Origin of the sequence: Paractinoplanes abujensis (genome assembly GCF_014204895.1) — a bacterium.
GTDB classification, from domain to species: Bacteria; Actinomycetota; Actinomycetes; order Mycobacteriales; family Micromonosporaceae; genus Actinoplanes; species Actinoplanes abujensis.
The window spans coordinates 6,083,898-6,096,937 of sequence record NZ_JACHMF010000001.1; the positions used below are offsets into that span (position 1 = coordinate 6,083,898).

The 13,040-nt window shown below is 71.0% G+C and carries 14 protein-coding genes; 5 read left to right on the forward strand and 9 right to left on the reverse strand.

The annotated features are described in order from the left end of the window. The first annotated feature begins 4 nt into the window (after positions 1-4). Complete coding sequence (locus BKA14_RS27840; RefSeq protein ID WP_184953774.1) at positions 5-580, forward strand: Uma2 family endonuclease; 576 nt, start codon at positions 5-7, stop codon at positions 578-580. A 262-nt stretch (positions 581-842) separates the two neighbouring features. Continuing rightward, entirely contained in the window at positions 843-1,244 is a 402-nt protein-coding gene (locus BKA14_RS27845; protein ID WP_184953775.1) for a hypothetical protein, read from the forward strand. Between the two features lie 32 nt (positions 1,245-1,276). Here the strand turns inward: BKA14_RS27845 and BKA14_RS27850 are convergent, their stop codons facing one another. From BKA14_RS27850 to BKA14_RS27875, 6 genes are all read right to left on the reverse strand, one after another. Beyond that, complete coding sequence (locus BKA14_RS27850; RefSeq protein ID WP_184953776.1) at positions 1,277-2,236, reverse strand: complex I subunit 1/NuoH family protein; 960 nt, start codon at positions 2,234-2,236, stop codon at positions 1,277-1,279. Next, positions 2,236-2,853, reverse strand: a complete 618-nt coding sequence (locus tag BKA14_RS27855; RefSeq protein ID WP_184953777.1) for an NADH-quinone oxidoreductase subunit C — start codon at positions 2,851-2,853, stop codon at positions 2,236-2,238. Before BKA14_RS27855 ends, BKA14_RS27850 begins: the two co-directional genes overlap by 1 nt. A gap of 24 nt (positions 2,854-2,877) precedes the next feature. After that, a complete protein-coding gene (locus BKA14_RS27860; protein WP_184953778.1) occupies positions 2,878-4,191 on the reverse strand; it encodes a DUF2252 domain-containing protein in 1,314 nt (437 codons plus the stop codon). 10 nt (positions 4,192-4,201) lie between these two features. Continuing rightward, positions 4,202-4,738, reverse strand: coding sequence for an NADH-quinone oxidoreductase subunit B (locus tag BKA14_RS27865; protein ID WP_184953779.1), 537 nt, complete (start codon positions 4,736-4,738; stop codon positions 4,202-4,204). A gap of 9 nt (positions 4,739-4,747) precedes the next feature. Then, positions 4,748-6,196, reverse strand: coding sequence for a pyridoxal phosphate-dependent decarboxylase family protein (locus BKA14_RS27870; RefSeq protein WP_184953780.1), 1,449 nt, complete (start codon positions 6,194-6,196; stop codon positions 4,748-4,750). A 78-nt stretch (positions 6,197-6,274) separates the two neighbouring features. Continuing rightward, positions 6,275-7,609 (reverse strand): MFS transporter, encoded by a 1,335-nt coding sequence (locus BKA14_RS27875; protein ID WP_184953781.1) that lies wholly within the window; start codon positions 7,607-7,609, stop codon positions 6,275-6,277. Between the two features lie 49 nt (positions 7,610-7,658). On the opposite strand from BKA14_RS27875, the gene BKA14_RS27880 reads away from it, so the two are divergent. Then, positions 7,659-9,050: a gamma-glutamyltransferase gene (locus BKA14_RS27880; protein ID WP_184953782.1), complete on the forward strand. Its 1,392-nt coding sequence runs from the start codon at positions 7,659-7,661 to the stop codon at positions 9,048-9,050. Positions 9,051-9,060: 10 nt separating this feature from the next. On the opposite strand, the gene BKA14_RS27885 is transcribed toward BKA14_RS27880, so the two are convergent. Continuing rightward, positions 9,061-9,990, reverse strand: coding sequence for a Rossmann-fold NAD(P)-binding domain-containing protein (locus tag BKA14_RS27885; RefSeq protein WP_184953783.1), 930 nt, complete (start codon positions 9,988-9,990; stop codon positions 9,061-9,063). A 101-nt stretch (positions 9,991-10,091) separates the two neighbouring features. Between BKA14_RS27885 and BKA14_RS27890 the strand changes: the two genes are divergently transcribed. Then, positions 10,092-10,781 (forward strand): TetR/AcrR family transcriptional regulator, encoded by a 690-nt coding sequence (locus BKA14_RS27890; protein WP_184953784.1) that lies wholly within the window; start codon positions 10,092-10,094, stop codon positions 10,779-10,781. Here the strand turns inward: BKA14_RS27890 and BKA14_RS27895 are convergent. Together BKA14_RS27895 and BKA14_RS27900 are read right to left on the reverse strand one after the other, a co-directional pair. Next, the gene (locus BKA14_RS27895; RefSeq protein WP_184953785.1) at positions 10,756-11,562 is read right to left on the reverse strand and encodes a class I SAM-dependent methyltransferase; all 807 of its coding nucleotides are present in this window, start codon (positions 11,560-11,562) and stop codon (positions 10,756-10,758) included. The genes BKA14_RS27890 and BKA14_RS27895 overlap by 26 nt on opposite strands. Beyond that, a complete protein-coding gene (locus tag BKA14_RS27900) occupies positions 11,562-11,864 on the reverse strand; it encodes an MGMT family protein (RefSeq protein ID WP_184953786.1) in 303 nt (100 codons plus the stop codon). The genes BKA14_RS27895 and BKA14_RS27900 overlap by 1 nt, the downstream gene beginning before the upstream one ends. A 12-nt stretch (positions 11,865-11,876) precedes the next feature. On the opposite strand from BKA14_RS27900, the gene proB reads away from it, so the two are divergent. After that, positions 11,877-13,034, forward strand: coding sequence for a glutamate 5-kinase (proB, locus tag BKA14_RS27905; protein ID WP_184953787.1), 1,158 nt, complete (start codon positions 11,877-11,879; stop codon positions 13,032-13,034). Positions 13,035-13,040 lie beyond the last annotated feature (6 nt).

Genomic DNA, 13,040 nt, shown 5'->3' on the forward strand with positions numbered 1-13,040 from the left:
TCGCATGACCGCTGCCACCAGCGACATGCCGCCTCAGGGCGGGTGGACTGCCGCCGATCTCGATCGGACGCCCGAGGACGGCATTCGTCGCGAGATCTACGACGGAGAACTCCACGTGACCCCATCGCCTTCGAGCATTCATCAGGCCCTTTCCGGCTTCCTGTTTTATTTCCTGTCCGCGTCTTGCCCCGAGCACCTCTTCGTCAGTCTGGCCAACGACATCGTGTTGAGTCCCGACCGGACGTACATCCCTGACCTGCTGGTGGCGAATTTCGAAGCCGCCAGGTCGGGCACCGGCAAGTTCGCGGCCCGAGACGTCGTCCTGGCCGTGGAGATCGTCTCGCCGAGCACCAAAAACGCCGATCGGGTGACCAAGCCCACCTACTATGCGCAGGCCGGCATCCCGTTCTACTGGCTGATCGAGACCGGCGGCGGTCTTTCCGTGGCGGCCTACGAGCTAAACACCGAGACGACGGCCTACGAGCCGATCGGCTCCTTCGACGGTGACGACACGATCCGGCTCGAACGTCCGTGGCCGATCGCGATCCCCCTCAGCGCCGTCCGCCCGCGCAACCTCTGAGCCCTTTCGCGTGACCATCGGGAACATCCCGGTCGCGCGCTACGGCCGTTCGCGGCCACCTGGCCGCGTGGACCAGCTGGGCGGTCGCGGGCGCTGACCTGCGCCGCTATGGGAGTCGACGATGCGTACGGGAAGCGGTTTTTCTAATCTTCAGAGTGGATAACAGTAAAAGCATTTTATATAGACGTTCATCGGTTTCATGCCCGGGTGTCCGGTTACTACACGGCTGACCGCTTCATCCGAGTGAACGGAGAGTCTTCGTATGAGCAGGACCGGACGACTGGCCTTGGCCTTCGTGGGATCGGCCGGAATTGTCGGAGCACTGGCCTCGCCCGCCGCGGCGGCACCGCAAGCGCTGGCGGAACCGTGTGTGCAGAAGGTGGCCGTCGTCAACAACGGCGGGTTCACGATCAACTTCCAGCTGACCACGCGGGACGGGCAGCTCTCCGCGCCCACCGACACCTACCCGATCAACCAGTGGCGGATCGTCGACCTCGCCTCCACCCCGTTCGCCGAGGGTGTGGACGTGCGGCCGCTGGTGAACGCGACGGCCGGCGACAGCGTGCCCGGCAACGTGTTCGTGTCGTACTGCGCGAACGGCCAGACCGCGACCTACACCGCAAGCGGCACCACGAACGACTACTCGGTCACGCTGCTCACGTGAGCAGGTTGACGCTTACGTGAGCACCTTGACGGCTACGTGAGCACCTTGACGGCTGCGGTCAGCACCAGCTGAGCCAGGGCCAAGGGCACGAGGACCAGCCAGCAGAGCCTCTGCAGCTGGTCCTCGCGCAGCCGGGGGAAACTGACGCGCAGCCAAATGATCACGAACGAGACCGCGAAGATCTTCACGAGCGTCCACAGCCAGCCGAGCTGGTCGGCGAGCGGGCCGTGCCAGCCGCCGAGGAACAGCACCGTGGTCAGCGCGGCGATCACGATGATGCCGACGTATTCCGCGAGCAGGAAGAACGCGAAGCGCAGACCGGTGTATTCGGTCATGTAGCCGAAGACGAGCTCGGAGTCGGCGATCGGCATGTCGAACGGCGGGCGGCGGATCTCGGCCAGGCCGGCGACGAAGAAGACGATCGCGGCGGGGGCCTGCCAGAGCAGCCACCACGGGCGCCAGGCCTCGACGATGCCGGGCAGGCTGAGGGTGCCCGCGGCCATGGCCACGCTCGCCGCGGCCAGCACCAGCGGCAGCTCGTAACCGAGCAGCTGAGCGGCGCCGCGCAGACCGCCGAGCAGGCTGTACTTGTTGGCGGAGGCCCAGGCGGACATGAGGACCGCGAGCACGCCGATGCCGAGCACCGCGAGCACGAAGAACAGGCCCACGTCGAGCCCCTGGGCGACCAGACCGTCCGGGCCGAGCGGGATGGCCAGCAGCACGAGCAGATAGGGGAACAGGGCGACGATCGGGGCGAGCCGGAAGACCCGCCGATCGGCCTCGCCGGGGGCGACGTCCTCCTTCTGCACGAACTTGACGCCGTCGGCGACGAGCTGGGCCCAGCCGTGGAAGGCCCCCGCATACATCGGGCCCAGGCGGCCCTGCATGTGGGCCATGACCTTGTGCTCGGCCTGACCGACGACGAGCGGCAGCACCAGGAAGGCCGCGACGACGGCGACCACCCGGACGATGAGGTCGAGCCAGATCGGCATCAGGCGTCCTCCCCCGCCCGCGGCCCCCACTCTTTGGGGTCGGGGACGCCGGGCGGGCGCATCGGGGCCCGCTTGGAGGTGCCGGCCACCGATTCGCCGGGCTCCTTGGCGCCGGGCCACGCCTTGGCCACGCGGGAGGCCAGCACGAACTCCTTGCGCAGCGGGTGGCCCTCGAAACCGGGCGGCAGCAGCAGCGGACGCAGATCGGGATGGCGGGCGAAGGTGATGCCGAACATCTCGAACGTCTCGCGCTCGTGCCAGGCGGCGCCGGGGAAGAGCTCGACGACGGACTCGATCACCGGGTTGTCGCGGGGCACCAGCGTGCGCAGCAGCAGCGCGTGGTGGCGGCGGATCGACCAGAGATGCGCGACCACGCGGAACCCGTCGTCCAGCTCGTCGACGGCGGACAGCCAGTCGAAGTAGTCACAGCCGAGGGCGCCGTTGTGCTTGGCCGTGCCCACCGTCTCCCACCAGCGGGCCACCGGCACGTCGACCACGGCCCGGGTGTGGCCGGGGCCGCCGCCCGAGAGGCCGGCGACGATCTCGCCCGGAGGCGCGTCCGGCGAGTCGTCCGTCAGCAGCGCGACCAGGCGCTCGCCGACCTCTTCAGGCGTCATGGGGTCATCTTAGGAGTTCGCCGGTCACAGCCCGGTCAGACGGCCGTTCCGGAAGACGTCGACGAAATCCTGGTGGTCCTCGCGGGCCTGGTCACCGTAACGGTGGGCGAAGTCGACCAGGTGTTGCACGAAACCGGCCTCGTCCTTGTCGACCTCGGCCACGATCGCCTCCTCGGTCGAGAAGTCGACCAGGTCGTGACTGGACTCGTCGTCGGCCACCGAGTGCATGCGGGCGACGGCCCGGCCCAGATCGGCGATGACCCCGGCCAGTTCCTCGGGCTCGTTGACGTCCGACCAGTCCAGGTCGGCCGCATACGGCGAGACCTCGGCGACGAGCTGGCCCACGCCGTTGAGCGTCGTGTAACCCACCCAGGAGTCGGCGTGCGCCTGCAGCGCGTGCTGCGACTCGGCCGTACGGTGGCCCTGGTGCTGGAAGTAGGACCGGACACGCTCGTCGTCGATCCAGCGCGCGACGGCCGGGACCTGCGCCTGCTTCATATAGATGATCACGTCGTTTTCGAGCGCCTCGGTGTGGCCCTCGAGGAGCAGGTTGTACGAGGGCAGGCCGGCCGAGCCGATGCCGACGCCCTTGCGCAGCTTGATGTCCTTGATGGTGGTCGAGACCGGGCGGCTCTGCTCGGGCAACGTCGGCAGGTAACGCTCGAACGCCTCGAGCACCGCGGCCCGGGTGGGCTCGTCGACCTCGAAGACACCGTCGGCCAGCGTGAACCGGCGCTCGTAGTCGTCGATCGTGGTCTGCGCGCCGAGCAGGTCGATGCGGGTGCTGAGCCGGGCTTCCTGCAGCACGCGGCGCAGCGCCCCGTCCGCGTTCTCCAGGGTGATCGAGCCGATCGCGTCGTCGCCGCCGAGCGCGATGGCCCGCAACTCGGTCAGGTAGGACTGGGCGAAGCCGGTGACCAGCGCGCTGATGTGCTCGTCGGACAGGGCCTTGGAGTAGCCGAGCAGGGCCACGCTGGCCGCGAAGCGCTTGAGGTCCCAGGAGAAGGGCCCGACGTACGCCTCGTCGAAGTCGTTGACGTTGAAGACGAGGTGCCCGGAGGCGTTCATGTAGGTGCCGAAGTTTTCGGCGTGCAGGTCGCCGTGGATCCAGACGCGGCTGGTGCGCTCGTCAAGGAAGCTGTCGTCGACATAGGTGTCGTTGCCCGAGCCGGACAGGTCGGCGTAGAACAGCGACGCGCTGCCCCGGTAGAAGGCGAACGGCGACGCCGCCATCTTGCGGAACTTGCGCCGGAAAGCGGCCGGATCGATGGCGATCAACTCGCCGAATTCCCTGGTCAGAACGTCGATGATGAAGTCCGCGCGCGACTGGTCCGTCATAGTGCGGACACTAGTCCCCACTTGCCCGCGGCGGAGTCACCAAAGGGGCAGTTAACGCCAGCGGATCGGGCCGGGGCACGCCGCCCGGGCCGGACTGCTCGCCGGCGATCTTTTCCTGCAGGCGGAGGATGCCGTGCAGCAGCGCCTCGGGCCGGGGCGGGCAGCCGGGCACGTAGACGTCGACCGGGATGATCTGGTCGACGCCCTTGGTCACCGAATAGGAGTCCCAGTAGGGGCCGCCGCAATTCGCGCAGGAGCCGAACGAGATCACGTATTTGGGCTCGGGCATCTGGTCGTAGAGCCGCTTGATCGCGGGGGCCATCTTGTCGGTGACCGTGCCCGAGACGACCATGAGGTCGGCCTGGCGCGGGCCGTGCGCGAACGGGATGACGCCCATGCGCATGAAATCGTGGCGGCTCATGCTGGACGCGATGAACTCGATCGCGCAGCACGCCAGCCCGAAGTTGAACACCCAGAGCGAATAGCGCCGCCCCCAGTTCAGCACGAACCGGATGGGTTCCCCGAGCACTCCTGGCAGACCGGCCACGACGTCAACCTACTCCGTCGCGCGGCCGGGGCGTTGGAGCAGGCTCAGGAAGCCGGTCAGCAGGGCCTCACGCAACGCGGGCGGGGCGACGTCGAGCAGCGAGTTGACCGCGGCCATGCGGGTGAAGTCGCCCCCGCCCAGCCCGAGCCCTTCGGCCAAGCCGGCGATCAGCTCGGGCGTGACCATCTCGGGGGTGAGCGCGCCGGCCGCCTCGAGCAGGGCGGGTGGCACGTCGGCGGGACCGGCCGCGCGGGTGGCGGTCACGGCCGCGGCGAGATCGGGCCCGAAGTCGGTGGCGGTGCCGGCCACGGCGGCGGTCACGGTGAGGTGGATGGTGGCGGGCATGTCCCCGTACGCCATCTGGGGCTGGGTGTGCCAGCCGCGCGCGGCGAGCTCGTCCGCCAGGACGAAGAGGTCGACGTCGACGTCGTCTGCGGCCAGGCAGACGACGCTCGTCTCGGGTGGGGCGAACAGGCGCACGCCGCCGGTCCGGCGCACCGCCTCGGCCAGCGTGGCGACGGCCCCGCGGGTGCGGGCGGCCAGCTCGAGGTAGCCCGCGTCGCCGATGTGGCGCAGGGTGGCCAGGGCCGCGGCGATCGGGCCGCCGGAGCGGGTGGACGAGATGACCGGGTTGATCATCGTGTAGCCGGGCCAGCCCGCATACGCGAAGTATTGCGGGAGGCGCAGCGCCTCGTCGCGATGCAGCAGGATCGAGACACCCTTCGGCGCGTAGGCGTATTTGTGCAGGTCGACCGAGATGCTGGTGACGCCGGGGACGGTGAAGTCGAAGGCGGGCAGGCCGGCCCCGAGGCGGCGCAGATAGGGCAGAAGCCAGCCGCCGAAGCACGCGTCGACGTGGAACCGCACGCCCCGCTCGCCGGCGATCGCAGCCAGCTCGGGAATCGGGTCGACGACGCCGTGGGCGTAGGACGGCGCGGACGCGGCGACCAGCACGGTGTCTTCGTCGACAGCGGCCTGGACGGCCGCGGGGTCGGCGCGCAGGTCGGCGCCGACGGGCACGACGTCGAGGGCGACCCGCAGATAGTGCGCGGCCTTGGCGAACGCGGCGTGGGCAGTGGACGGGATCACCAGGCGCGGGGTGGTGAGCTCGGGCCGGGAGTCACGGGCGGCCTTGACGGCCAGGATCAGCGACTCGGTGCCGCCGCTGGTGACGCTGCCGACCGTGCCGTCGCCGCCGCCGAGGAGTCGCGCCGCCGCCCCGACGAGCGCGTTTTCCATGGCCAGCAAGGACGGGAACGCGGTCGGGTCGAGGCCGTTGACGTGGTCGGAGATCGCATGGGCCTGGCGGGCCAGCTCGTCGAGCCCGTCCAGGGCGGGGTCGTAGACATAGGCGAAGAGCCGGCCGCCGTGCGTGGGCAGGTCGGCCGCTCGCAGCTCGCTCAGCTCGGCGAGGATCTGCTCCCCCGGGACGCCCTTCTCGGGCAGCGCCTCCACCATGGCGATCACGCTATCCCAGGACGGCGGGCGTGGGGACCGCCGAAAGACCCGGTGCCGAAGGCGCTGTCCGGGTCGCGCTCACCGGTGTCGGATGACGTCGCGATAGCCGCGGAGCAAGACCACCGCGAGGCCGACCAGGAGGGCGGGGACGATCGTGAAACCGAGCAGCACACCCAGACGAGCGGTGTCGTCCTGGCGGGCCGCCTCGCCGGTCGACGACGAGACGTATCCGAAGAGCTGGAGGAGCAGTGCGTAAAGGCCGGGGCCCAGCGCGAGTCCGAGGGTCTCCCCCGCGGTCCAGAGGCCGGTGAAGACGCCGGCCTGGCGCCGGCCGGTGCGCTCGGTGTCGTAGGCGATGCAGTCCGGCAGCATCGCCATCGCGAAGACCTGCTGCCCGGCGTAGCCGACGCCGATCACCGCGACGATCAGATAGACGGCCACCGGGGGCAGTGCGGGCGCGGCCAGCAGGGCCAGGGCACCCGCCCCGAAGAGCAGCGACCCGGCAGCCAGTGCGGCGGGCTTGCCGAGGCGGCGGCCGGCGCGGGTCCAGAGCGGCATGACCAGCAGGGCCGGCCCGACGAAGGCCGCGAACAGGAAGGTGGCCCCGGAGTCGCGTTCGACGACGTGGTCGGCGAAATACTGCACGCCGGCCAGCATCGTGCCGATCCCGACCGCCTGGATGATCCAGAGGAGGAGCAGTGCCCGGAACGGACGGTTGGCCGCGGCGACGCGCAATTGCGCACGCAGGTCGGGCTCGACCGCCTCGACCGTACGGGATTCGGCCGAGCGGGTTCCGAAGTAGACACCGAGCGTGCCGACGACGATGAGCGCGCCGACGAACAGGCCCGACCAGCGGTGCCCGGTCAGGCCGCCGCCGGTCTGCTCGACGACCAGTGGGGCGAGCGCGCCCGAGATCAGGATGGCCAGGGCCAGCACGGCGACGCGCCAGGTCATCAGGCGGGTGCGCTCGGCGTAGCCGTCGGTCAGCTCGGCCGGCATGGCGACGTAGGGCACCTGGAAGAACGCGTAGGCGGTGGCGGCGGCCAGAAAGGCGAGGGCGACGTAGGCACCGGCGGCGGCCCCGCTGCTCACCGGCCCGGCGAAGATCGCGGCGAACAGCACGGCCAGCAGCAGGCCCGCCCCGAGCAGGAACGGCCGCCGGTCGCCGCGCCGGTCGGAGATCCGCCCGGCGACCGGGTTGACCAGCACGTCCCACGCCTTCGGCAGCAGCACGAGCAGACCCGCGACGCCGGCCGCCACACCTAACGTATCGGTCAGATAGGGCAGGAGGAGTAAACCCGGCACCGTTCCGAAGGCGCCCGTGACCAGCGAACCCAGCGAGTATCCGGCCAGAACGCGCCGCGGCAGAACGGCCCCCGGCCGTACGCCGGGAGTGGGATCAGCGGTCGCCATGAACGCGGATGGTAACCACGATCAGGGGATACCGCCTACGCTTCGCCAGATGAAAAAGGTTGCGGCCGGGGTCGCCGCCAGTCATCCGGCCACGGCCGCGGCCGGGCTGCGCACCCTGCGGGACGGTGGAACGGCGGCCGACGCCGCGGTCGCCGCGGTGCTGGCCTGCTGCGTCGCCGAGACGATCTACACCGGGCTGGGCGGCGGTGGTTTCGCCACCTACTTCGACGCAGCGAGCGGCGAGGTCACCTGCCTCGACTTCTTCGTCGCCGTGCCCGGCACCGACGGTGACCGCGAGGCCGGCCCGATGGTCGCGGTCGACGTGTTCTTCGGCGGCATGCCGCAGGTCTACTCGATCGGCGGGGCCAGCGTCGCGGTACCCGGCGTGCCGGCCGGCTGCGGCGAGGTGCACCGGCGCTGGGGCCGGCTGCCGTGGGCCGACGTCGTGGCGCCGGCGATCGGCCTGGCCGCCGAGGGTGTCTCCGTGCCGGCGGCGCACGCCCGCACGCTGGAGTCCTGCGCGCCCGCGCTGGCCTGGGGCGAAGGCGCCGCGGTCTACACACCGGCGGGCAAACTGCTGCGCGGCGGCGACCGGCTGTTCCACGATGGACTGGCCGGGGCGATGACGCGGCTGGCCGACACCGGGCCGCAGATCTTCTACACCGGTGACTACGCGGAGGTGCTGGTCGACACGGTGCGCGCCGCCGGTGGCGCCCTGGGCCCGCGCGACCTGGCCGACTACCGGGTGCTCGAGACCCCCGTCGACCACGCGACGCTGGCCGGCCATCGGGTGCTGGCCCGGCACGACATGAGCCGCACGGTCGACACGATCGCGGGGCTGCCCGCCGACCTGTCACGCCCCGGCCGGGCCGTCGGTGTGGCCACCGCGCTGCGCGACCAGGGCCGGCAGCGGATCGGCGACACGACCAACGTCTCGGTGGTCGACGCCGACGGCAACGCCTGCGTGATCACGACGACGCTCGGGCTGGGCTCCGGGGTGTGGCTGCCGGGCCTCGGCATCAACCTGAACTCCATGCTCGGCGAGGGTGAGCTGGTCACCGGCGACATGGCACCGGGCAAGCGGATGGTGTCCAACATGTGCCCGCTGGTGGTGATCGACCCCGACGGCGACCTCGCGGTGGCGGCCGGGTCGGCGGGGGCCAGCCGGATCCGTACGGCCCTGGTCGACACGCTGCTCGGGACGCTGGTGGACGGGTTGGACATGACCGCGGCGATCGCGCGTCCGCGCTTCCACGTGGTCGACGAGACCGTGCACGCCGAACCGGGCTGTCCGCGCGACGAGCTGGCGGCGCTGAGGGCGGCGGGTTGGCAGATCAAGCAGTGGCCGGGGCTCAACCACTACTTCGGCGGCGTCACCGCGGTCGGCCAGGCCGGCGCGGCGGGCGATCCCCGCCGCGACGGCGTCGGCCTGGTGCTGTAGCGCCCAGGCGTCACATGCGGCGGGCGGCGATGGCCTGGGCGTCGTCGGCGGTCTCGCGGATGCCGACCTCGATGGGGGTGGGCTGCAGGCCGAAGGTGCGCTCGGTCAGCGTGCTGTCCAGGTGGAACGGGCGGTAGAACTGGTAGTCCATCTCGGCCATCTCGCGGGCCATGGGGACGAACAGGCCGGCCGCGCGCATCGTGATGCGGGGCATCTTGTGCATGGTCAGGCGGGGCCGGCCGATCAGGTCGGTGTAGCGGTCGGCGATCTCGCGGATCGTGACCGCGGGCGCGGTCGGGGCGTGCCACGCCTTGCCCCAGGCCCGCTCGTCGTGGGCCAGTGAGACCATCGTGCTCGCCATGTCGCCGGTGTAGGTGAAGCTGTGCGGCAGGTCGATGTCGGCGGGCGCCCAGGCGGCGCGGCCGGCGGCGATGGCGGGCAGGATGCTGAGCGCGAAGACACCGATCGCGCCGGCGCCGATGTAGTCGGAGCCCCGCACCTCGACCGTGCGGACGCCGCTGGCCAGCGCGTCGCGCCACATCTTGATGCGCACCTTGCCCTTGCGGCCGACGGCGGCCAGCGGGCTGTTCTCGGTCATGTGCCCGCCGGGCTGCGGGCCGTAGACGTACAGGTTGCCGGTGATCACGTAGACCGCGCCGGCCGCCTTGGCCGCGGCGATCATGGCGTCGTTCATCGGGAACCAGAGCTTCTCCCACTCCGTGTAGCGCGGGTTGGCGCAGTTGTACAGCGTCTCGGCGCCCTGGGTGAGCTCGGTCAGCCGGCGCGGGTCGGAGGCGTCGGCGGCGACGAGCTCGATCAGCGGGTGCGACGGGCCGCTGCCGCTGCGGGTGATCATGCGGACCTGGTCGCCGCGGTCCGCGTGGAGCCGCGCGATGGAGGAGCCGACCGGGCCGGAACCGACGATGACGTGAGTCGACATTGCTGTTCTCCTTTGCGAGCAGTGCTCTCTGTTAGGAACAACGATTACACGATCGTCCGGCAAAAGCAAGAGCAGTGCTCTCGTTATGGCACACTGGTCGCATGAGTGCCCCCGGAGTGCGCGCCCGAGTGCGGGCCGAGATGACCGAAGAGATCAAGACCGTGGCCCGCCGGCACCTCGCCACCGACGGGGCCAACCTGTCGCTGCGCGCGGTCGCCCGTGACCTGGGCATGGCCTCGTCCGCGGTCTACCGGTACTTCGCGAGCCGGGACGAGCTGCTGACGGCGCTGATCATCGACGCGTACAACTCCGTGGGCGAGAGAGCGGAGCAGGCTGCTCGCGACAGAACGGACGAGCTTCAGGCCTTCCTGGCCATGGCCCACGCCGTACGGGAATGGGCCTTGAACGACCCGCACCAGTGGGCGCTGATCTACGGCAGCCCCGTCCCCGGCTATCAGGCCCCGCAGGACACCATCGGCCCCGCCACCCGCGTCATCCTGCTCATCGCGAGCCTGGTCGAGAGCGCCTACACCAACGGCCGGATCACCGAGCGGCCGCCGATCACCGGCCGGTACGCCGAGGAACTGGCCGTGATCGCGCAGCGCTACACGACTGGTGCGCCCCCGAGGCTGGTCGCGGCGGCGCTGTCCGCCTTCCTGCACCTGAGCGGCGCCATCAGCGGCGAGCTGTTCGGGCAGCTCACGGCGTCGGTCGAGGAGGATCGCAGGGGCTTCTTCGAGTTCCAGATGCGCGGGGCGGCCCACCTCATCGGGATGACCGACGCGCCCTGAGCACGTGCCCGCCCGCGGTGCCGGGCGGAACATCGTCCCGGCCGAAGAACCGCGACGCCAGCTCGGACGGGCCCAGATCCTCGATCTCGCCGAAGCCCGAGGAGCCGAGCTGCGACGCGATCTCGGACGGCTCGAAATACGTCAGCCACGGTTCACCCAGACGGGCGACCCGCTCGGCCCGGGCCTCCAGCCAGGCCCGGCGCTCGGCGGGCATGTGCGCGGGCGGCTGCGCGTAGTCGAAAACGACCTCGTTGCCCTCGTGCGCGGCCACCACGGCCAGCGTCGCGTCGAACCCCTCCCGGGTCAGGTAGGGCACCACGCCGAGCCACAGGAAGAACGCCGGCTCGTCCGACGGCAGCTCCAGCGTCTCCTTCTCGAAGTCGACGCCGAGGTAGCGCACCGACGGCGGGATCGCGATGCCCGACGCGGCCAGCCGGTCGCGCTTCCAGGCCTGCGTGTCGGGGTGGTCCACCTCGGTGACGCGCAGGCCGGGATGGGGGTTGCGATAGGCGAAGGTGTCCAGGCCCGCACCCAGCACAACCATTTCCCGTACGCCCCGCGCGACCGCCGCGGCCAGGGCGTCCTCGGCGAAGCGGTGCCGGGCCGCGATGAACACGCGCATGCCCCGGCGGGGCGCGTCGGCCAGCAGCTCCTGCTCGTCGACGCCCAGGATCCGTACGGCCAAGGGGTCGGAGAAGATGCGGCCGCCCTCGAGGAGCTGATGGGCCGCGCGATAACGGGCCGCACTCATCGCCGTGCGGCTCGGCTGACCGGCCTCCATCAGGGCTGCCAGCTCGCTCGGCGCATGTCCACGTGTTCCCCCTTCAGCGGCACGCCCTCGGACAAAAGCCGCTGGCGGGCCTCCTGCTCGTGGCCGGGCGGCATGCGGCCCGAGCTGTTGACCACGCGGTGCCACGGGACACCACCGCCGTGCCGGGCCATGATCGTGCCGACCTGGCGGGCCGAGTTGCGTCCCGAGACGTCGGCCAGGGCGTCGGCGATCGCACCGTACGACATCACGCACCCCTCGGGGATGCGCTCCACGAGGGAAAGCACCTCTTCGACGTACTCCTGTGGTGTCACGCGGGCCACGATATGGGATCTCGGCCCGGTTCTGTCGGCCCGCCCGAGCACAATTGGCCGGTGCGTGAACTGGTGACCGGAGCACGCCGGATCGTGGTCAAGGTGGGCTCGTCCTCGCTGACCACGGCCTCCGGCGGGATCGACGAGCAGCGCGTCGGCGAGTTGGTCGACGTGCTGGGCAGGCTCGCCACCGGCGGGCGTGAGGTGGTCCTGGTGTCGAGCGGCGCGATCGCCGCCGGCCTGTCCCCGCTGCACCTGCCGCGCCGGCCGCGCGACCTGGCCACCCAGCAGGCGGCCGCCTCGGTCGGGCAGGGGCTGCTGATCGGGCGTTACGCGGCGGGTTTCGCGCGGCACGGGCTGCAGGTCGGCCAGGTGCTGCTCACCGCCGACGACGTGACGCGCCGCGCGCACTATCGCAACGCGTACCGCACGCTGCGCAAACTGCTCGATCTGGGCGCGCTGCCGATCGTCAACGAGAACGACACGGTGGCCACCGACGAGATCCGCTTCGGCGACAACGACCGGCTCGCCGCTCTGGTCGCCGCCCTGGTCGACGCCGATCTGCTGATTCTGCTCTCCGACGTGGACGCGCTCTACACGGGCAGCCCGTCGGATCCGTCGTCGCGCCGGATCGCGTACGTGGAAACCGAATCTGATCTTCAAGGCATCAACATCGCGACGCCGAGCAAGTCCAAGGTCGGCACGGGCGGCATGGTGACCAAGGTCGAGGCGGCCCGGATAGCCACCGGCTTCGGCATCCCCGTCGTGCTCACCGCCGCTCCCCTGGCCGGCGCGGCGCTGAGTGGCGACGAAGTGGGCACGCTGTTCCGGCCGGCCGACAGCCGCCCCGCGGCCCGGCTCTTCTGGCTGGCCCATGCCACCGCCCCGCGCGGCCGCCTGCACCTCGACCCGGGCGCGGTGGCCGCGGTGGTCGCGCGGCGCAAGTCGCTGCTGCCCGCGGGCATCACCGCGGTCGACGGCTCGTTCGCCGCGGGCGACCCGGTCGACCTGGTCGATGCCGCCGGCGCCCCGGTCGCGCGCGGCCTGGTCAATTACGATGCGATCGAATTGCCCGCCCTGCTCGGGCGGACCACCGGCGAGTTGGCCGCCGCCCTCGGGCCGGGATATGAACGTGAGGTCGTGCATCGCGACGACCTAGTCCTCCTATGAAGGAAA

Bases quoted from the DNA above. Each gene is read 5' to 3' on its own strand.
- BKA14_RS27880 (WP_184953782.1), top strand. From the start codon at position 7,659: ATGAAAAAGGTTGCGGCCGGGGTCGCCGCCAGTCATCCGGCCACGGCC.
- proB (WP_184953787.1), top strand. From the start codon at position 11,877: ATGGGATCTCGGCCCGGTTCTGTCGGCCCGCCCGAGCACAATTGGCCG.
- BKA14_RS27895 (WP_184953785.1), bottom strand. From the start codon at position 11,562: ATGGAGGCCGGTCAGCCGAGCCGCACGGCGATGAGTGCGGCCCGTTAT.
- BKA14_RS27885 (WP_184953783.1), bottom strand. From the start codon at position 9,990: ATGTCGACTCACGTCATCGTCGGTTCCGGCCCGGTCGGCTCCTCCATC.
- BKA14_RS27890 (WP_184953784.1), top strand. From the start codon at position 10,092: ATGAGTGCCCCCGGAGTGCGCGCCCGAGTGCGGGCCGAGATGACCGAA.
- BKA14_RS27860 (WP_184953778.1), bottom strand. From the start codon at position 4,191: ATGACGGACCAGTCGCGCGCGGACTTCATCATCGACGTTCTGACCAGG.
- BKA14_RS27850 (WP_184953776.1), bottom strand. From the start codon at position 2,236: ATGCCGATCTGGCTCGACCTCATCGTCCGGGTGGTCGCCGTCGTCGCG.
- BKA14_RS27870 (WP_184953780.1), bottom strand. From the start codon at position 6,196: ATGGTGGAGGCGCTGCCCGAGAAGGGCGTCCCGGGGGAGCAGATCCTC.
- BKA14_RS27875 (WP_184953781.1), bottom strand. From the start codon at position 7,609: ATGGCGACCGCTGATCCCACTCCCGGCGTACGGCCGGGGGCCGTTCTG.
- BKA14_RS27845 (WP_184953775.1), top strand. From the start codon at position 843: ATGAGCAGGACCGGACGACTGGCCTTGGCCTTCGTGGGATCGGCCGGA.
- BKA14_RS27855 (WP_184953777.1), bottom strand. From the start codon at position 2,853: ATGACGCCTGAAGAGGTCGGCGAGCGCCTGGTCGCGCTGCTGACGGAC.
- BKA14_RS27840 (WP_184953774.1), top strand. From the start codon at position 5: ATGACCGCTGCCACCAGCGACATGCCGCCTCAGGGCGGGTGGACTGCC.